At 57.6% G+C, this 17,760-nt stretch carries 18 protein-coding genes; 11 read left to right on the forward strand and 7 right to left on the reverse strand.

What is annotated here, in order from left to right; translation table 11 throughout:
* Window positions 1-141 precede the first annotated feature (141 nt).
* The 3 genes from SIC15_RS00715 to SIC15_RS00725 all read left to right on the forward strand — a co-directional run bounded on the left by SIC15_RS00715 (window position 142) and on the right by SIC15_RS00725 (window position 2,835).
* Window positions 142-1,164, forward strand: coding sequence for a Fe(3+) ABC transporter substrate-binding protein (locus SIC15_RS00715; protein ID WP_349342069.1), 1,023 nt, complete (start codon window positions 142-144; stop codon window positions 1,162-1,164).
* 144 nt (window positions 1,165-1,308) lie between these two features.
* Entirely contained in the window at window positions 1,309-2,001 is a 693-nt protein-coding gene (locus tag SIC15_RS00720; protein ID WP_412536858.1) for a TVP38/TMEM64 family protein, read from the forward strand.
* Window positions 2,002-2,136: 135 nt separating this feature from the next.
* A complete protein-coding gene (locus tag SIC15_RS00725) occupies window positions 2,137-2,835 on the forward strand; it encodes an SDR family NAD(P)-dependent oxidoreductase (RefSeq protein ID WP_412536859.1) in 699 nt (232 codons plus the stop codon).
* 6 nt (window positions 2,836-2,841) lie between these two features.
* On the opposite strand, the gene SIC15_RS00730 is transcribed toward SIC15_RS00725, so the two are convergent.
* From SIC15_RS00730 to SIC15_RS00745, 4 genes are read right to left on the reverse strand one after another with little or no spacing between them, the layout of a single operon-like run.
* Window positions 2,842-4,017: an ADP-ribosylglycohydrolase family protein gene (locus SIC15_RS00730; protein ID WP_412536860.1), complete on the reverse strand. Its 1,176-nt coding sequence runs from the start codon at window positions 4,015-4,017 to the stop codon at window positions 2,842-2,844.
* Window positions 4,018-4,059: 42 nt separating this feature from the next.
* Window positions 4,060-4,371, reverse strand: coding sequence for an EthD family reductase (locus SIC15_RS00735; protein WP_412536861.1), 312 nt, complete (start codon window positions 4,369-4,371; stop codon window positions 4,060-4,062).
* Complete coding sequence (locus SIC15_RS00740; RefSeq protein WP_412536862.1) at window positions 4,368-4,634, reverse strand: anti-sigma factor family protein; 267 nt, start codon at window positions 4,632-4,634, stop codon at window positions 4,368-4,370. Before SIC15_RS00740 ends, SIC15_RS00735 begins: the two co-directional genes overlap by 4 nt.
* Complete coding sequence (locus SIC15_RS00745) at window positions 4,628-5,245, reverse strand: RNA polymerase sigma factor (protein WP_209399311.1); 618 nt, start codon at window positions 5,243-5,245, stop codon at window positions 4,628-4,630. The genes SIC15_RS00740 and SIC15_RS00745 overlap by 7 nt, the downstream gene beginning before the upstream one ends.
* A 256-nt stretch (window positions 5,246-5,501) precedes the next feature.
* On the opposite strand from SIC15_RS00745, the gene SIC15_RS00750 reads away from it, so the two are divergent.
* From SIC15_RS00750 to SIC15_RS00785, 8 genes are all read left to right on the forward strand, one after another.
* Complete coding sequence (locus tag SIC15_RS00750; RefSeq protein ID WP_412536863.1) at window positions 5,502-7,697, forward strand: FAD-dependent oxidoreductase; 2,196 nt, start codon at window positions 5,502-5,504, stop codon at window positions 7,695-7,697.
* 79 nt (window positions 7,698-7,776) lie between these two features.
* Window positions 7,777-8,748 carry a radical SAM protein gene (locus SIC15_RS00755; protein ID WP_412536864.1) on the forward strand — a complete coding sequence of 324 codons (972 nt, stop codon included), beginning with the start codon at window positions 7,777-7,779 and terminating at the stop codon, window positions 8,746-8,748.
* A 448-nt stretch (window positions 8,749-9,196) separates the two neighbouring features.
* Entirely contained in the window at window positions 9,197-10,600 is a 1,404-nt protein-coding gene (locus tag SIC15_RS00760) for a sodium:solute symporter family transporter (RefSeq protein ID WP_153634210.1), read from the forward strand.
* 4 nt (window positions 10,601-10,604) lie between these two features.
* On the forward strand, window positions 10,605-11,555 hold the full coding sequence (locus SIC15_RS00765) for a hypothetical protein (protein ID WP_209399307.1): 951 nt from the start codon (window positions 10,605-10,607) through the stop codon (window positions 11,553-11,555).
* A 148-nt stretch (window positions 11,556-11,703) separates the two neighbouring features.
* Complete coding sequence (gene ectA / locus SIC15_RS00770) at window positions 11,704-12,219, forward strand: diaminobutyrate acetyltransferase (protein WP_069182533.1); 516 nt, start codon at window positions 11,704-11,706, stop codon at window positions 12,217-12,219.
* 207 nt (window positions 12,220-12,426) lie between these two features.
* Window positions 12,427-13,695, forward strand: coding sequence for a diaminobutyrate--2-oxoglutarate transaminase (gene ectB, locus SIC15_RS00775; RefSeq protein ID WP_412536865.1), 1,269 nt, complete (start codon window positions 12,427-12,429; stop codon window positions 13,693-13,695).
* A gap of 50 nt (window positions 13,696-13,745) precedes the next feature.
* Window positions 13,746-15,188, forward strand: coding sequence for an aspartate kinase (locus SIC15_RS00780; RefSeq protein ID WP_069182836.1), 1,443 nt, complete (start codon window positions 13,746-13,748; stop codon window positions 15,186-15,188).
* 138 nt (window positions 15,189-15,326) lie between these two features.
* Window positions 15,327-16,325, forward strand: coding sequence for an RNA polymerase sigma factor RpoD/SigA (locus SIC15_RS00785; protein WP_412536866.1), 999 nt, complete (start codon window positions 15,327-15,329; stop codon window positions 16,323-16,325).
* A 33-nt stretch (window positions 16,326-16,358) separates the two neighbouring features.
* Here the strand turns inward: SIC15_RS00785 and SIC15_RS00790 are convergent, their stop codons facing one another.
* From SIC15_RS00790 to SIC15_RS00800, 3 genes are read right to left on the reverse strand one after another with little or no spacing between them, the layout of a single operon-like run.
* Window positions 16,359-16,817, reverse strand: coding sequence for a DUF3429 domain-containing protein (locus SIC15_RS00790; protein WP_209399306.1), 459 nt, complete (start codon window positions 16,815-16,817; stop codon window positions 16,359-16,361).
* The gene (locus SIC15_RS00795) at window positions 16,814-17,119 is read right to left on the reverse strand and encodes a DUF6482 family protein (RefSeq protein ID WP_412536867.1); all 306 of its coding nucleotides are present in this window, start codon (window positions 17,117-17,119) and stop codon (window positions 16,814-16,816) included. The genes SIC15_RS00790 and SIC15_RS00795 overlap by 4 nt, the downstream gene beginning before the upstream one ends.
* Window positions 17,120-17,176: 57 nt before the next feature.
* Window positions 17,177-17,758 (reverse strand): DNA-3-methyladenine glycosylase I, encoded by a 582-nt coding sequence (locus SIC15_RS00800; protein WP_412536868.1) that lies wholly within the window; start codon window positions 17,756-17,758, stop codon window positions 17,177-17,179.
* Between the last annotated feature and the right edge of the window lie 2 nt (window positions 17,759-17,760).

Below are 17,760 nucleotides of genomic sequence, written 5' to 3' on the forward strand. Positions count from 1 at the left end.
TGTTGCGTCTGATTGTGTATTGAATACGTAAAAGCGACTGATTCCTATTCATTGACTTCTACAGGAAAGTTGGGTCTAATCGCCGTAAATACAAATCGTTATCACCATTAATAACGCTCAACAACCAAGGAGATTGATCCCGTGGTATCTCATAAAGCGAAACTGGCGGCCTCTGCACTGGCGACAACCCTGGCGGCAACCAGTGTATCTGCGAGTGAAGTGAACCTGTACTCGGCACGGCATTACGATTCCGACCAGGCCATTTACAATGCCTTCACTGAGGAAACCGGCATCAAGGTTAACCTGATCGAAGGCAAGTCCGACGCACTCATCCAGCGGATCAAGCGCGAGGGCGTCGCCAGCCCCGCTGATATCCTGATCACGGTTGATGCGGGCAATCTCTGGCGTGCGGACCAGGAGGGCATTTTCCAGCCAGTTGATTCTGAAACCCTGAATAGCCGTCTTCCGGACTCCCTGCGTCATCCCGAAGGTCACTGGTTCGGTTTCAGCCAGCGCCTGCGCGTGATCTACTACGACCGCTCTGATTTCGATCCGTCCCAGATCAGCCAATATGAAGACCTGGCAAAGCCCGAGTTCAAGGGCGAGATCTGCATCCGCTCTTCCAGCAACATCTACAACCAGTCCCTGCTGGCCAGCCTGGTCGAGTACCACGGCACTGAAGGCGCACAGGAGTGGGCCCAGGGTGTTGTTGACAACATGGCCCGTGATCCCCAGGGCGGTGACACTGACCAGATTCGTGCCGTCGCTGCTGGTGAATGTAACCTGGCCGTGGGCAACCACTACTACTATGCGCGCCTGCTGAACTCCGACGATGTTGCCGATCGTGAAGTGGCCCGTAAGGTTGGCATTATCTTCCCGAACCAGGACGGCCGTGGCGTACACGCCAACATCGGTGGTGCGGGCGTCGTTGCCACAGCACCGAACAAGGACAACGCAGTTCGTTTCCTGGAGTTCCTGTCCTCCGATACTGCCCAGCAGATTTTTGCTGAAAGCAACCACGAGTTCCCGGCGGTAGAAGGCGTACTGAAGAACCCGGTACTGGACTCCTGGGGTAACCTGAACATTGATGACATCAATGTCAGCGTGCTGGGTACCAACAACCCGGAAGCGGTGAAGATCTTCGACCGTGTAGGCTGGCGTTAATTGTAATGCCGCAGCGCTGATTCGATAACAGTTTCTAACGGCTGCGTCCTGAAGGGCCGGGTGTCAGTATGGCATCCGGCCTTTTGCGTTCTGGAGGGCAATGGTATTGCTTACTGTTTTGGGTATAGCGCGTAGAATAGGCACATGACCCGTTCGCAGTTGGTTTTCCGTTTCTCCCTTCTGGCAATTATCGCGCTGCTGATGGCGGCGATCTGGTTTTTGCTGCGGAACCTCGGCATGCCCGCCAGTTTTACGCCGTCGGTGCTGTCCGACTGGTTTTCCAGCCAGGGCGCTCTTGGGCCGGTATTACTGACGCTTCTGATGATTCTCGCGGTGGTGGTCGGCCCGATCCCCACCTTGCCGATCAGTGCAGCCTCTGGCCTGGTTTACGGTATGTTCCATGGGACAGTGATTGCAGTGGTTGGCGCCCTGGCGGGTTCGCTTGTCGCATTTTATCTGGCCCGGGTGCTCGGGCGTGATGCTGTTCAGCAGAAGCTTGAAAACAATCCGGTATTCTCGGCTCGCGGTTCGCAGCGATTTCTGTTCATCGCCGTTTTCCTGACCCGTCTCATTCCGCTGTTCTCTTTTGCGCTGATCAGCTATGCAGCCGGCGTAACTGCCATACATCTGTGGCGGTATGCCCTGGCCACCTTGCTAGGCATGCTGCCGATGACGTTTGTCTTCGCCGGCCTCGGCCATACCTTCGAACTGAATCCCACCTTGACCGTCGTGGCTGCCGCCACGGTACTGTTGGTGATGAGCACATTGCCTCTGTATCTTCGCCGACGCCCGCAATCCAGGCTGTCCCGCTGGTTACAGCTGGACGGTCGAATATAAGGGTACGCGCCCCATCACTCGTATCCGCCTTCCAGGTCCCATCCGATAGTCACGTTGAGCAAAGAAGACTAGCACGAGCTAACCTTGTTGATATTGCCGAGTTAAACCCTCGATTTTCTCTGTAGGAGCCACTCTATGAGCAAGGTATGCGCAGTTCTCGGTGTAGGTCCCGGCAATGGTGAGGCGTTTGTTCGCCGGTTCAGTGAGGAGGGCTTTCAAGTGGCCATGTTGGCCCGCAGCGAGTCCTATCTCCTGGACCTGGAGGCGGCAATACCAGGCGCCAGTGCCTTTCCCTGTGACCTGATGCAACCGGAACAGATTAACTCTGTACTGGCGGCGATTGAGAGCGAGCTTGGACCGGTATCCGTGTTGCTCTACAACGCTGGCGGAGGCACTTTCAAAACCGTTGAGCAGGCGAGTCTTGAAGACTTCGAGGCGAACTGGCGGATCAATGTGCAGGGTCTGGTGGCCGCCACCAAGGCGGCGCTGCCCCAGCTCAGGCAGCACAAAGCGGCAAGCATCGTTGTAACCAGTGCCTCGGCGGCAACCCGGGGCCGGGCGAATACGGCCCCATTTGCATCAGCCAAGGCGGCACAGCGCAGCCTGGCGCAGTCCCTGGCCCGCCAGCTGGGGCCGGAGAAGATTCACGTGGCCAACGTGGTGATTGATGGCGTGGTGGACTTGCCACGAACGCGCGAAATGTTGCCGGATAAACCGGACGATTTCTTTGTGCAGCCTTCGGCCGTGGCGGAGGCAGTCTGGAGCCTTTGCCAGCAGAACCCCTCGGCCTGGACCCATGAACTTGATATCAGGCCGTTCGGGGAAAGCTGGTAGCAGAATTTACGAACCGTAGACCAGCGATTCGATATCCTGATACACGCTAGCGGCGTCCGTTAGCCTGGCAAGCCAACTGAGGGGAATGCCCGTCTCACCGCCCACCTCATGGGTGGCTGCCATGGCGGGGCCAATTAGCCACGCCCGTCCGCAGGAGTCACCGCCACAATGAATGTTGGCGCGAATGGCTTCGGTGTAGCTGCGGGCGTGGGTGAGTATATGGAAACTGACCGGCATGGCTTCATGCAGATAACAGGTTCGGCCGAAGCTTTCGCCGGCAGCTACACCATCCAGTTTTGAGGTCCTGCGGGCGCGCGCAAGGGAGTCCGGGTCCGGAGCCTCGGTCATGGCCGCATCCATTGACTCGGAAAGCCCCTCGCCCCGAAAGAGCCCATCCAAAAGCACCGCAGCGCACTTCGCCCAGGCGACGGCATCGTCGTTGTGATTGGTTACCCGCACCGCAGCATCCACGACCCCCAGAAGGTTGCTGGTTCCGCAGTAGGAGGCCACCAGTGGCGCCAGCTTGGACACCGCAGGCAACTGCATATCGTCGGCACCACTTTCACGCACCATATGGCGGTCAATGGTTTCTGCCAGGTGAACACCGGCCTCCTGCACTTCCGCGTCTTCATAGGTGAGGCTGATGGCCTCGCGTACCGGCTGGGCCAGTTGGTCGCCACTCAGCCGGCGGGTGTAGGGCATCACTTTCTGCACCAGCACCCGTTTCTGCTTGTCGGTGAGGCTTGCTGGCATGCTGGATTGTGCCTCTTCGACCGCCTTGCGCTCGATCGCATTGAAATTCTCAAGAGTGATCCGCGTCGGGTTATCTATGAAGCCCTGCCAGCGTCCGCCGGGCCCAAAAAAAGAACGGAACCGACGCTGGTAATCCCGGATGTCGAGGTTGCCCTTATTGGCCACTAGGCTATCCGTGAGCACGCCGGTTGCGGCGCCGTAGTGACTCACATCACCGACCTGTTTGCCCTCATGGGCAAAATAGCCAAATCCCTTGGTGTAATAGTCGGCCCGTGGAGGCAGGAACTCGGGTGTCTGGTCACCGATCTCCGCGATGCGTTCGCTGTTGTAGAGCCAGTGAAGGCCCAGGCTTGCGGCGTCGGCGACCCAGCCGCCCGCCAGGGCAGCGGTGATGGCGGCTTTTTTATCGTGCGGGAGGTTAGCGGCCATAGGAGATCCTTGATGTTCGGTGTATCAGTCCGACCTTGAGGCTTATTCGATAACTTCGCTGATCTGGACCGTTGGCTGAACGTTGGTGAAGTTCGGGATGTCGCCAAGAATTTCTTTGGCGTGCGGCCCGAAGGCGGTCTGGAAATCGCCAACTGAATCAAAATACATGTGCCCCATGGCCATATAGGTAGGGCCCTCTCCAGGCGCTCCGCCCGAGAGTCCAGACTCAATTGCAGTTCGCTTGCAGGCATCTCCCAGCTTTTCCCGGACCAGCGCCATGTGCGTATCACGGTAGTAGGAAAGGTCAAAGCTGCTTTCGGCGGTTTTGGGATACATAACACTGACTTTGATCATTTCGGCTCTCGGTTTGTAGAAGTTTGGGATCCTTCTTTTAGCGCCTCGCCCACTCGCTCGTCAATTCTGCGGATAAGCTCCTCATCTGCCTGTCCGGACGAAAGCGCTTTCATAAGCTCGGTACTCGCCCGCAGGTTGCCAATAAAGGTCCGGCAGTCCCTGCACATCAACAGGTGCATTTTCACCGACATTTTCTGGAAAACGGGCAGTTCGCCATCAATGTAATCGCTGGCGATAACCGCGAGATCCCTGCACATCAGCATTCGCCGGTCTCCTGAAAGGTTTCCACCATAAGAAAGATTTTTTGTCTGGCCCGGTGCAGAAGCACCCGCAAGTTAGAGGCACTGACATCGAGAATGTTACAGACATCATCGGATTTGTGCTGATGGGCTTCGTAGAGCATCAGGGCCGAGCGCTGGGCTTCCGGCAGAGCAGAGAGGTGTTTGTCCAGGCAATCACTGAGGGCGCCGTTTTCCATAAGGGTGTCGGCTGAGTCGTGAAACTGCAGTTTTGGGGGCAGATCCCATCGACCCTTGGCGTTAAACCGCTCCCCCAGTTCCGGCTCCAGGGCTTCTGAGAAATCCGTAGAGACCTCTCGTTTGGTTGAGCGAAGACGGTTCTTGCAGCGGTTGGCGACAATTCGATGTAGCCAGGTTTTCAGGCCGGACCGCCCCTCAAACTTTTGGACGGCATCAATAACTGTGACCCAACAATCCTGGACAATCTCTTCTGCACTGGAATTGTCCAGATAAAACCGGGCGACGGCGAGCATACCGGGAGTAAAAGTCCGCACTGCTTCTTTGTAGGACTGCTCGTTTCCGGTTTTCAGGCCCTCGATCAGGGCCTGCTCCTCGTTAAGAGCTGAATGGGCCATCGCTATTCCTTTAAGTGAGCAATTGTTCAAGAATAGCAGTAAGTTTCGAACGCGGCTGAAAAGTTCCCCACACTCGATGATTAGGATGCGTGATTAAATTGTTAGATATTCATGAGCAATCGTTGACACAATGCGTGGCTGAACGACGTACAACATCGTAAAGCAGGTAACGAAAACAGAACTGATGGCCTGATGTAACACTTTCAGAACTCGGGGGTCTCTTCGTTATCACGTTCAAGGTAGGAAGGACGATTTCATGACACTCAAGAAATGGATTCTGGTCGCGCTGATCGCGGCTGTGGTCACCGGGTTTATCGCCAGTGGCGGGAGTGAGCTGCTGACTCTCGAAAATCTGAAAGAAAACCAGCAGTCTCTCGGTAACTGGATTGATCAGAATCTGTTGGTTGCGGTGCTGGGTTTCGTCGCTGTTTATATCGTGGTAACGGCGCTTTCGCTGCCCGGCGCTACCATCATGACCCTGGCGGGTGGTGCCTTTTTTGGCAATCTCTACGGTCTGGCAGCAGTCTCGATTGCTTCAACCATCGGCGCCTCACTCGCGTTCCTCGTGGCCAGGTTCCTGATGCGGGATACCCTGCGCAAGCGCTACGGGGAGACGGTGGCCAAGATGGACCGGGGTATCGAAAAAGATGGTGCTTTCTACCTGGCAACCCTGCGCCTGGTGCCGGTATTCCCCTTCTTCCTGATCAACCTGGCCATGGGCCTTACGGCTATGAAACTCCGTACCTACGCTCTGGTAAGCTGGATTGCCATGCTGCCGGGTACGTTTGTTTACGTGAACGCAGGTACCCAGCTGGGCCAGATCCAGTCCACCGGCGACATCGTCTCGGCTGACCTCCTGTTGTCCTTTGCCCTGCTGGGTCTGTTCCCATTGATCGCCAAGTTCGTAGTGGGTTTTATCCGCCGCCGGAAAGTGTACGCCGGCTGGCAGAAGCCCGAGCATTTCGATTACAACCTGCTGGTCATCGGCGGTGGCTCTGCCGGTCTGGTTTCCGCCTACATTGCCGCAGCAGTAAAGGCCAAGGTGGCGCTGATCGAAAAGCACAAGATGGGGGGCGATTGCCTGAATACCGGCTGCGTGCCCTCCAAGGCTCTGATCCGCAGTGCCAAGGCGGCTGATACCCTCCGCCATGCCAACCGGTACGGCCTGGAATCAGTGCCCGTTAAAGGCTCATTCAAGAACATCATGAACCGGGTCAAGGATGTTATCGCGAAAGTGGAGCCGCACGATTCCCCGGAGCGCTACCGCAAGCTGGGTGTGGACTGCATTGCCGGCGAAGCCAGCTTTGTGTCGCCCTGGGAGCTTGAAGTCAGACACAACGATGGCCGCACCGAACGCCTGACCGCCCGCAGCATCGTTGTTGCTACCGGCGGCAAGCCGGCCGTACCTCCGATCCCCGGTCTCAAGGACATGCAGCCGCTGACGTCCGATAACCTGTGGGAGCTGGAAGAGCAGCCCGAGCGTCTGTTGGTGCTGGGCGGTGGTCCGATTGGCTCCGAACTCGCCCATGCGTTTGCCCGCCTGGGCAGCAAGGTGACTCAGGTGGAAATGGGCGAGCGCATTCTTGCCAGGGAAGATGAGGATGTCTCCGAACTGGTTCTGAAGCAGTTCCAGGCGGACGGCGTGGATGTCCGGCTGAAACATTCCGCCGCCGAGTTCCGTATAGAGGAAGGAGAGAAGGTTGCCTACTGCGAGCACGAAGGCGAGCGGGTACGTATCCCCTTCGACCAGGTTCTCGTGGCGGTTGGCCGTGCGGCCAACACCGCCGGCCTGAACCTCGAACGGATTGGTGTGGATACCCTGCCGAACGGCACCGTGCCGGTGGAGGAGGACATGAGCCTGCGTTACCCGAACGTATTCGCCTGCGGCGACGTGGCGGGACCCTACCAGTTTACCCACGCCGCGGCGCATCAGGCCTGGTACGCAGCGGTGAATGGGCTGTTTGGACAGTTCAAGCGGTTCAAGGTGGACTACCGCGTGATGCCGTGGGTTACTTTTACTTCGCCGGAAGTGGCGCGGGTAGGACTTAGCGAAGCCGAAGCAAAAGCGCAGGGTGTCGCCTACGAAGTGACCCGTTATGGTATCGACGACCTGGACCGGGCCATTGCGGAGAGTGAGGACCACGGCTTCATCAAGGTTCTCACCCCGCCGGGCAAGGACAAGATCCTGGGTGCTGTGGTGGTAGGCACACACGCAGGCGAAATCCTGGCCGAATTTACCCTGGCGATGAAACACGGCCTGGGCCTCAACAAGATTCTGGGCACCATTCATCCGTACCCGACCTGGAACGAGTCGGCCAAATACGCCGCCGGCGAATGGAAGCGCGCCCATGCTCCCGAAGGCATCCTGAAGCTTCTGGAGAAGCTCCATGGCTGGCGCCGGGGCAGGGGTGGAAACGAGCCGACAAAGCAAAAAGAAGTGACGACAAGCTGAGGCCATACGGCGATGACTGAACCAAACAGGCATCGCCCCTGTCTCTGCCCCTGGAATTCTGTACAAGCGAGGAGCATTCATGCCCCTGACTGAAGTTCGACCGGCCCGGAAAAATCGCATTCCGGCCGTGGAAGTCCTGGAACCCCGGGCCCGCGACAGCTGGACCCACACTCGCAACGGCGACCCCCGGGGTTACATCGATGCCGACAAGCTCAAAGAGCTGTGGATCCACACCGGCACCGCCTGCAACCTGGCCTGCCCGTTTTGCCTGGAGGGATCGCACCCCGGCGATGGCCGCATTCCGGGCATGAAACTGAGTGACGTAAAACCGTTTATCCACGAAGCCATTGAGATGGGCGTGGAGCAGTTTTCCTTCACCGGTGGCGAGCCCTTCGTGATCCGCGACTTCGTCAATATCCTGGACTACGCCAGCCAGCACCGGCCCTGCTTCGTGCTCACCAACGCCACCGAGCCACTGCATAAGCGTCAGCATCAGGTGTTGCCATTGTTGGACAACCCCTACCCGATCCATTTCCGGGTCAGCCTGGATTTCCCCGACCGGGCCCGGCACGACAAGGACCGCGGCGATGGCAGCTTTCATGAAGCCCTTCAGGGCATCCGTTGGCTGATTGAGCAGGGCTTCAAGGTGTCCATCGCCCGCCAGACCGACCCGGAGGAAATCCCTGCGGACGTCGAAGGCGCGTTCCGTGAGATCTTCCGGGAATGGGGCATTCCGGAGGACCTGGCGTTTACCGCGTTTCCGGATCTGGGGACGCCGGGCTCGGAAGACGGAAGCCCGGAGATTACCGAGACGTGTATGGAGAAGTATCCGACGAAGGAATCCCGGTCGCACTTTATGTGCACCTATACGCGGATGCTTGTGAAGAAGGGTGATCAGGTTCGGGTTTATGCCTGCACGCTGGTGGATGATGACCCGCAGTATGACCTGGGGGGGACGCTGGCTGAGAGTATGGATGAGCGCATTATGTTGCGGCATCACCGGTGTTTTTCCTGTTACCGCTTTGGGGCCAGCTGTTCGGCTCCGGCTTGATTCTGGTGTGGGGCCGCTCAGGACTGATGGCTAGTCATTGGCGGCCTGGGAGGTGAGATTAATTTCCCTTGGGAAAAACAACTCGCTTCGCTCAGACATCTTTTTCCTGGCGGGAAAATAATCTCACCACCCAGACCGCTGATAGGACTTTGCCATTCGTTTGTTTGGTGGGAAAAACGAGAGGAAAACAGGCTCGAGATAAGGATCTGGCTAAGTGGTTTGAAGGCTGACTCCTTCGCCGGGGAAGCCAAAACTTAGGTTAGACAAGGGGCAGGCCGGTAGGGGGTTCAAAAAATGTGGAGCGCCAGGGATGGCGCGACCAAGCCCCCCATGGATGGGTTTACGGGCGTTTTTTTGAACCCCCTACCGGCCTGACCCGAAAAGCACCAAACCAGAAACCACCGGAAAAATCCCGGAATAAAGAACCAAAGAACAAAGGAACGAAAACATGAACTTCACAGAGGCCTCCCTGTTCTGGGGTTTCCTGCTGGTCTACGGCGTGGTGATGTATGTGCTGTCGCCCAAGAGCAAGAACGCGAACTCTTTTTATAAGGGCGCCGATGACCAGGGTAACCCGGTGGGTCAGTGGTCGTTGACGGCGAGTATTTTTATCAGCTGGATCTTTGCCAAGTCGGTGACCAACGCGGCGAACCTGGGGGCGGCTTATGGCGTGGTCGGGGGTCTGGCTTATGCCAGTTACTGGCTGTCGATTCCGGTGGCGGGCTATGTCATCTACCTGATCCGGACGCAGACCGGGGCCAAGAGTCTGCAGGATTTCCTGACTTCCCGGTTTGGTCGGCTGGCGAGCCTGGCGTTTGCGGCGGCGATTCTGATCCGTTTGTATAACGAGGTCTGGAGTAACACTGCGGTGGTTGGCGGCTATTTCGGGCTGCCCGGTGAGTGGGAGTATTACGCGGCGGCGATGCTGTTTACAGTGTTTACCCTGGCCTACAGTTTGAAAGGTGGGCTGCGGTCGTCGATTTTCACCGATGTGATTCAGGCGTTCGTGTTTGTGTTCTTCGTTGGGGCGGTGTTGTTCCTCATTATTCCCGCCAACGATACCAGTGCCCTGCTGACCAACGGCGAGTTCCGGCTTAATGCCGGGTTTGATTTGCTGTTGGTGGCGTTGCTGCAGCTGTTCAGCTATCCGTTCCACGATCCGGTGCTGACCGACCGGGGCTTTGTGAACAAAGAAAAGACCATGCTCAAGAGCTTTGTGGTGGCCGGGCTGCTGGGCTTCGTGGCGGTGTTTATCTTCAGTCTTGTGGGTGTTCACGCCCGGCTTAACGGCATTGAGGCCATGGGCAACGCGCCTGCTGCAGTGGGCCAGTCTCTGGGGCTGGCGGCGTTGTTCTTCATGAGTGTGGTGATGATGACCTCGGCCGGTTCCACTCTGGATTCCACCTTTACCTCGCTGGCCAAGTCGCTGGCGGTCGATCTGCCCCGGCTGGCGCAACGTGCCTCTGACAAGCTGCCGAGTATGAGGGTGGGTGCTGTGGTGATGGTGATCTTTGCGTTCCTGGGTAACCTGCCGATGTTTGCCGGTACCGATATCCTCAAGGCCACCACTATCTCCGGGACGATGGTGATGGGCCTGGCGCCGGTGTTCCTGTTCTACGGTTTCACCAAGTGGTCGCCCTGGAGTTTCCATTTGAGTTTCTGGACCGGTCTGGGCCTGGGCGTGTTGCTGGCGGTTGGTCTGATTCCGGCAAGCTGGGCCATTGGCGATGGCAAGTACGCCATGTTGCTGGGCGTGAACGCCTATGGCTTTCTGATCTGTACGGCCGGCTTCTTTGCGCCCCTGTTGCTTCGACGGCTTGCCGGGCGCTCCCTGGCAGCGGGTGAGGCCTGAGATTATGAGCGAAGGTCGCAGCTGTCCACTGGCGTACCGCTATTCTGCCGAAGATCTGTGTCAGGAGCCGCGCACGGTCTCCGAGGACGTGCTCTATATCATCGGCGGGCTCTATGGGAATCCCTGGGCCCTGGATGAGATCGAACAGATGGCGCTGGCGGAGGAGCGGCAGGGACACCGGGTGAAGCTGGTGTTCAATGGCGATTTCAACTGGTTCAACGCCAGCGACAGCCTGTTCCGGGCCATCAATAATCGGGTGCTGGATCACACGGTTTCCCTTGGAAATGTGGATTACGAACTGGCGAACCCCAGCGCCGGTGCCGGCTGTGGCTGTGCCTATCCGGATTTTGTTGATCAAGGCATGGTGGAACGCTCGAACCGGATCATGGAACGGCTCCAGGGTATTGCCGTCGAGCATCCGGATATCCAGCGGCGATTGTCATTGTTACCAAGGTATCGCTGCCTGATCTTTGGAGGCCTAAAGGTTTTGGTGGTGCACGGGGACCTGGACTCTCTGGCCGGTTGGGGTCTGGCTCACGAATCCTTTACCGAGGGGAACGACGGCAAGCTTACCGAGTGGTTCCTGGCCTCGGAGGCCGATGTAATTGCCTCCACCCACACCTGCCTGCCGGTGCTCTGGTCCGGGCTGGTGGGTGAGCAGAGCCGGGTGGTGGTGAACAACGGCTCTGCGGGCATGGGCAACCTGCAGTCTGATCCGCGTGGGCTGATTACCCGGATCGGCTTCTCCAGCCCCGTCACTGAGCCTGTTGCCGGCATTGAGCGGCACGGGCTGAATGTGTCACTGCTGCCGGTGTGCTATTCCCTTGAGGCCTGGTTGCCGGAGTTTGACCGGTTATGGCCGGCCGGCTCGCCCGCCGCCGTGTCCTATCGGAACCGGATTCGGAATGGCACCTCCCTGCATGCCGACGATGTGATTTTCCCTTCATCAATTTAACGATTTTGTCACTGGCGAATGCTTCAATCCGGTCTATTCTGAAAGAGTGAGCTGGGGCCTTGCCATGGGCGGGTTCCGGGGCCAACTTGAAATATATTTTGTGGTCTATATAATTCACCACTAACTTTTGCCACGAACTGATCACGTTATGACATCAGAAGGATCGAATACCACCGCCATCACGCTTCGCACACCGGTGAAGGATGATGGCTACAGGCTCCACCAGCTGGTGGCCGAGTGCCCGCCGCTGGACCCCAACTCGATTTACTGCAACTTGTTGCAGTGCAGCCACTTTGCCGAAACCGGCGTGGCCGCGGAGAAGGAAGGCGATCTGGTCGGCTTTATCTCCGGATACATCCCTCCCCAACAGCCCGAAACCGTGTTTGTCTGGCAGGTGGCGGTTCACGAAAAAGGTCGTGGACAGGGCCTCGCCAAGCGGATGCTGAAAGAAATCGTTGGTCGTGATGCGTGCAAGAACGTCACCCATATGGAGACGACCATCACAGAAGACAACGAGGCCTCATGGGCGCTGTTCCGTTCATTCGCCCGTGATATGGGAGCCGAGCTCACCTACCACGAGCACTTCGAGAAAGAGACCCACTTCGGCGGAAACCATGATTCCGAGTTTCTGCTGCGTATCGGGCCTTTCACGAAGCCAGTCTGAGAGCCGCGGTCCAGGATCGGCCCCGTCATCTGATTGCGGGGCTGTGAACGACTGTAAAGCTGTGATTTGAATTAGCCGGCAGACCACTGAGGTAGGTCTGTCAAAAGGCTTTAATCAACGCACGGTGGGCCTTTTGCGAACGCATCCGTAAGTATTGCTAAGCCGCCGCGCATCTACCTCGAACCTGACATGCTAAGAGGCAAGACGATGGAAATTTTCAAGTCGACTGAATCCGAAGTACGTGTATACAGCCGTGCGTTTCCGGTTATCTTCAACCGCGCCAAGAACGCGCATCTGTATACCGAAGATGGCAAGGAATACCTGGACTTTCTCGCTGGCGCCGGTTCCCTGAACTACGGCCACAACAACGATACCCTGAAGAAAGCACTGCTTGAATACATCGAGGCAGATGGCGTAAGCCAGGGCCTGGACATGTTTACCACGGCCAAGCACGACTTCATGGAAGCCTATAAGAAGCACATCCTGGATCCCCGCGGCCTGGACTACAAAATGCAGTTTACCGGCCCCACCGGCACCAACTGTGTCGAAGCGGCCCTGAAACTGGCCCGTAAGGTGAAAGGCCGCAGTGGCATTATTTCCTTCACCAATGGTTTCCACGGCGTCACCATGGGTGCCGTTGCCACCACCGGTAACAAGCACCACCGGGGCGGTGTGGGCACACCGTTGGGTAATGTCGATTTCATGTTCTACGACGGCTACCTGGGTGACGATGTCGATACCCTGGCGATCATGGACAAACTGCTGAGCGACGGCTCTTCCGGTTTCGAACTGCCGGCGGCGGTGATTGTGGAAGCCGTCCAGGGCGAGGGTGGTCTGAACGCCTGTCGCGCGGAATGGCTGAAGGGTCTGTCTGAGCTTTGCAAGAAGCACGACATCCTGCTGATTCTGGATGACATCCAGGCGGGTAATGGCCGCACCGGTGAGTTCTTCAGTTTTGAATTCGCCGGCATCAAGCCGGACATCGTAACGGTTTCCAAGTCCCTCAGTGGCTATGGTCTGCCAATGGCGCTGGTGTTGTTCAAGCCGGAGCTGGATGTCTGGGATCCGGGCGAGCACAACGGTACCTTCCGTGGTAACAACATGGCCTTCATCACTGCCCGTGCCGCGGTTGAGAACTACTGGAAGGACGACGCCTTCGCCAACGAGGTCAAGGCCAAGACCAAGGTGCTGGGCGATGCGCTGCAGGCGATTTGCGACAAGTACCCCGGTCAGTTCAAAATGAAGGGGCGCGGTTTGATGCGTGGTATTGAAGCAACCCACGCGGACATCACAGGCCCGATTACCAAACGTGCCTTCGAGCACGGCCTGATCATCGAGACCAGTGGTCCGAATGATGAAGTCATCAAGTGCCTGATGCCGTTGACGACCAGCCAGGAAGACCTGAAGAAAGGGGCTGCCCTGCTGGCGAAAAGTGTGGACGAAATCATGCAGGAAGGGCTCAGCGAGGCGTCGTAAGGCGCCCGCACTTCCGGACATACATGCTGCAGGATAGCAAAGGCAAGATTATGACCAGCCAACTACATACCGTTGAAAAAATCGGCGGCACCTCGATGAGTAACTACGAGGCCGTCCGTGACAATATCATTATCGGTAATCGCAAGAAGGACAATCTGTACCAGCGCATTTTTGTGGTGTCTGCCTACGGTGGCGTGACGAACGAGTTGCTGGAACACAAGAAGACCGGTGAGCCGGGCGTCTATGCCCTGTTTGCGGATGCCGAGTCGGACTGGGCCTGGGGCGACGACCTCACCAAACTGGTCAAGTTTCTGACTGATATCAACGGTGAGTTGTTCGAAGACCCGATGCTCAAGCAGCAGGCGGACCAGTTCATCACCGACCGTATCGAGGGTGTGCGGGGCTGCCTGATCGACCTGCAGCGCCTGTGTTCCTACGGCCAGTTCCAGCTGGAAGAGCATCTGCTCACTGTACGTGAAATGCTGGCCGGCATCGGTGAGGCCCACAGTGCCTTCAACACCGCTCTGAAGCTCCAGCAGGAAGGCATCAATGCCCGCTTCGTGGATCTGACCGGCTGGCGCGACAACGAGCTGCTGCCGCTGGACGAGAAGCTCAAGCAGGCTTTCGATGCCGTGGACCTGAGCCGCGAACTGCCGATCGTGACCGGTTATGCCCAGTGTAAAGAAGGTCTGATGCGGACCTTCGACCGCGGCTACAGTGAGATGACCTTCAGCCGGGTGGCCGTGATCACCGAGGCCCGCGAGGCGATCATCCACAAGGAATACCATCTGAGCTCTGCCGATCCCAACATCGTTGGCGCGGACAAGGTGGTACCACTCGGCCGCACCAACTATGACGTGGCAGACCAGCTGGCCAACCTGGGCATGGAGGCGATCCATCCCCGTGCCGGCAAGGGCATGCGCCAGAACGAGATTCCGCTGCGGGTGATGAATACCTTTGAACCGGAGCACACCGGTACCCTGATCACCGGCGATTACGTCAGTGAGAAGCCCCAGGTGGAGATCATTGCAGGCGCCAAGGGTGTGTTCGCTGTGGAAGTGTTCGATCAGGACATGCAGGGCGAGCCGGGCTCCGACCGCCGTATCCTGGATGTGTTGAGCCGTTTCAAGGTTCGGTTCATGTCCAAGGACACCAACGCTAACACTATCACCCATTACGTGGGCAGCACGCTCAAACACGTCAAGCGGGTGGTCAAGGCGCTGAAGGAAGAGTTCCCCAATGCCGAGATCAACACTCGAAAAGTGGCTGTGGTTTCGGCTATCGGCAGCGATATGAAGGTTCCGGGCATTCTGTCCCGCTCCGTCAAGGCGCTGGCCGATGAGGAAATCAGCGTTCTGGCGTTGCACCAGTGCATGCGTCAGGTGGATATCCAGTTTGTGGTGGATGAGGATGACTACGAGAAGGCGATCGTTGCTCTGCACGGCGTTCTCATCGAGCCTCATAACCACGAGTACGCTATTGTCGCAGCCTGAGCTGCCATAGCTTTGCAGGCGATGCCCACAGGCCGACCGCTCGTGTCGCCTGTGGGTTTTTACTGACCCTCCCCCGGTAAATCCATCAGCTCCCCCACGTCGTATCTCCTGATGTAAATTTTGACCGGTGCCTTAGCCATGCGAACGACTGAAAGGCTGGGACCGTCTCCGACAACGCCCAACGATGGTGAAAGGGATTCCCTGGTCGGGCTGTACTTCAGGGATGCGTCCCGGTATGAACTGCTGACAGACGAGGCTGAACGTCGCCTCTCCCGCAAACTGACTCTGTGTTACCGTATCATCAGTACCGAACTGGCCCTGCCGAAGGACACCCCGCAGACGTTCCGGGAAGTGATTGGTAGCCTCGGAGATGCCTGTGCGTTTTCCTCCCGATGTCGCCGGGCGTTTCACCTCGCCACAGCCTGCCGGCGCAAGCTTATCCAGAGCAACCTGCGCCTGGCGGTGCATATTGCCCGTCGCTACGGGCAGCATGGCATCCCCATGTCAGACCTGATTCAGGATGCGAATGTGGGCTTGATCAAGGCCGTGGAGCGGTTTGATCCCACCAAAGGCTTCCGCTTCTCGACCTACGCCTACTGGTGGATCAGTGAGGAGGTCAAACGCTGCCTGCAGCGCGGCACCCGTCTGGTGCATACGCCGGAAAACGTGGTAGATGAAATCCGTCAACTGCAGAAGCTGTCTTTGAGGCTACATCAGAGCCTGGGCCGGACGCCGTCCCAGACCGAGCTGGCCCGCGAGATGGAAGCCAGCCCGTCCAGGATTGGCGAACTGAGAGCCCTGGCAACCAGGGAGCTGTCTACGGACGTTCCGCTTGTGGAGGACGGTTCGGTCACCCTTGGCGATAGTCTGGACGCCGGCGATCAGATGGCGCCCGACCATCCAATGTCTGATCGCGATCGTCGACGGACGCTCAAATCCATGCTCAGCGAGCTGAGTGATCGGGAGAAGGACATCCTGTCGCGTCGGTACGGTCTTGGACTGCCGGAGCCGGAAACCCTGCAGGTGATTTCCGATGATCTGGGTATCAGCCGGGAACGGGTGCGCCAGATTGAGAAGACCGCATTGAGGAAACTGCAAAGTCGCTACGAAACACCTGAAGACGCCTTTGGAGCCTGATAGGCCATCAGGCTCCGCACCTCCCGGAAAGACTCAGTGCGCCGTGTGGAGAAGGAAAAACCAGGCGGCCGCTGTAAGCTGACAAACCACAACCACCGAGGTAAGAAGAAGTCGAAGGCGCAAATACCAGGCGGGCCAGTAAACCCTCATCCAACGTACGTCCACCAGGTAGAGCGCCAGATAGGCGATGGTGTAAAGCACAATCTGACCAGTTACCGGCAACAGCAAGCCGAGGCCTGCTGAGACAAAAAATACCTGGCTAAGCAGCATGGTAACGATGGGCGACAAGGGATAGGAGCAGTTGTCCAACTGCATGGCAATGGGCCAGTAGACGCCAGCCATAAAGGCCAGGATTCCTGCACTATATAGATAGAAGTAGCCCAGCAGCGCCACGCTGTGCTGAGGCAGCAAAAACAACCCTGCGAGAAGGCCGATAAAAGGAACGAGGCCCGCGATGCCAACAAGGATGGCGAGTCTTGCTACTGCAATCACGGTTTCTGCCTCTGAACCCGGATTCTCATGGGTTCAACGTCCGAAGGTTCCATGCCAACCATTTCGTGGTAGGCGGAGGGATGCACAACCTGAGTTTCACGAATGTCAAACGAAGCCAGGGTATCCTGGACTTGCCAGGCGCTCCGGAAAAGTGAGGTAGTGCCATTTTTTTCAGAGAGCAGCAGAGGTTGGTCATCAATGCTGAGGCGGGCCATGTAATGCTGGCCTTCGAGCGAAAGGATCTCAAGCAGGTCGATAACTGGACTCTGCAGGCTTCTGAGTTGGTCAAGGGTGATTCGCACAGAAAAGCTCCGGGGTTTGGAACACACCAGAACTTACGACCCCTCAGCCTATTGAGATCATTGGCTCAGTAAATAGCACTCCCGGTGTTGTGGGCACGTCACCAGATGGTCGTTCACCATGCCCGTTGCCTGCATAAACGCGTAGACGATGGTAGGACCGACAAAGGTGAACCCGGCGCGTTTCAGGGCCTTCGACATGGCTTCGGATTCCGGCGTGGCCGTGGGAACCTCGGAAAAGGAGCGCCACCGGTTCTGGATTGGCTGGTGTTCAACAAAGGACCAGATAAAGTCACTGAAACCTTTGCCTTCATCACGTAAATCCAGATAACCCCGGGCATTTTTGATGATGGACTGAACCTTCAGGCGGTTGCGGATAATGCCCGGGTTGCTTAGCAGCGCCTCAACCATGCTCTCGTCGTATTGCACGATCTTTTCCGGATCGAAGTGATCGTAGGCCGCGCGATAGTTCTCCTGTTTTCGCAGGATGGTGATCCAGCTCAGGCCGGCCTGTTGACCGTCCAGGCAGAGTTTTTCGAACAAGGCGAGATCGTCGTATTCGGGGCGGCCCCACACGGTGTCGTGATAGTGCACGTAGAGTGGGTCGTCGCCACACCATGGGCAGCGTTCCGGGGTGTCCATAA

The organism is Marinobacter sp. MIT932201 (genome assembly GCF_047123295.1).
In the GTDB taxonomy this organism is placed as follows: domain Bacteria; phylum Pseudomonadota; class Gammaproteobacteria; order Pseudomonadales; family Oleiphilaceae; genus Marinobacter; species Marinobacter salsuginis.

Excerpts from the sequence above, each read along its gene's own strand:
- SIC15_RS00740 (WP_412536862.1), bottom strand. The coding sequence starts at position 4,634 with ATGCTGATGTGCAGGGATCTCGCGGTTATCGCCAGCGATTACATTGAT.
- SIC15_RS00755 (WP_412536864.1), top strand. The coding sequence starts at position 7,777 with ATGCCCCTGACTGAAGTTCGACCGGCCCGGAAAAATCGCATTCCGGCC.
- SIC15_RS00745 (WP_209399311.1), bottom strand. The coding sequence starts at position 5,245 with ATGGCCCATTCAGCTCTTAACGAGGAGCAGGCCCTGATCGAGGGCCTG.
- SIC15_RS00780 (WP_069182836.1), top strand. The coding sequence starts at position 13,746 with ATGACCAGCCAACTACATACCGTTGAAAAAATCGGCGGCACCTCGATG.
- SIC15_RS00750 (WP_412536863.1), top strand. The coding sequence starts at position 5,502 with ATGACACTCAAGAAATGGATTCTGGTCGCGCTGATCGCGGCTGTGGTC.
- SIC15_RS00765 (WP_209399307.1), top strand. The coding sequence starts at position 10,605 with ATGAGCGAAGGTCGCAGCTGTCCACTGGCGTACCGCTATTCTGCCGAA.
- SIC15_RS00760 (WP_153634210.1), top strand. The coding sequence starts at position 9,197 with ATGAACTTCACAGAGGCCTCCCTGTTCTGGGGTTTCCTGCTGGTCTAC.
- SIC15_RS00725 (WP_412536859.1), top strand. The coding sequence starts at position 2,137 with ATGAGCAAGGTATGCGCAGTTCTCGGTGTAGGTCCCGGCAATGGTGAG.
- SIC15_RS00720 (WP_412536858.1), top strand. The coding sequence starts at position 1,309 with ATGACCCGTTCGCAGTTGGTTTTCCGTTTCTCCCTTCTGGCAATTATC.
- SIC15_RS00800 (WP_412536868.1), bottom strand. The coding sequence starts at position 17,758 with ATGGACACCCCGGAACGCTGCCCATGGTGTGGCGACGACCCACTCTAC.
- SIC15_RS00730 (WP_412536860.1), bottom strand. The coding sequence starts at position 4,017 with ATGGCCGCTAACCTCCCGCACGATAAAAAAGCCGCCATCACCGCTGCC.
- ectA (WP_069182533.1), top strand. The coding sequence starts at position 11,704 with ATGACATCAGAAGGATCGAATACCACCGCCATCACGCTTCGCACACCG.
- SIC15_RS00785 (WP_412536866.1), top strand. The coding sequence starts at position 15,327 with ATGCGAACGACTGAAAGGCTGGGACCGTCTCCGACAACGCCCAACGAT.
- ectB (WP_412536865.1), top strand. The coding sequence starts at position 12,427 with ATGGAAATTTTCAAGTCGACTGAATCCGAAGTACGTGTATACAGCCGT.
- SIC15_RS00735 (WP_412536861.1), bottom strand. The coding sequence starts at position 4,371 with ATGATCAAAGTCAGTGTTATGTATCCCAAAACCGCCGAAAGCAGCTTT.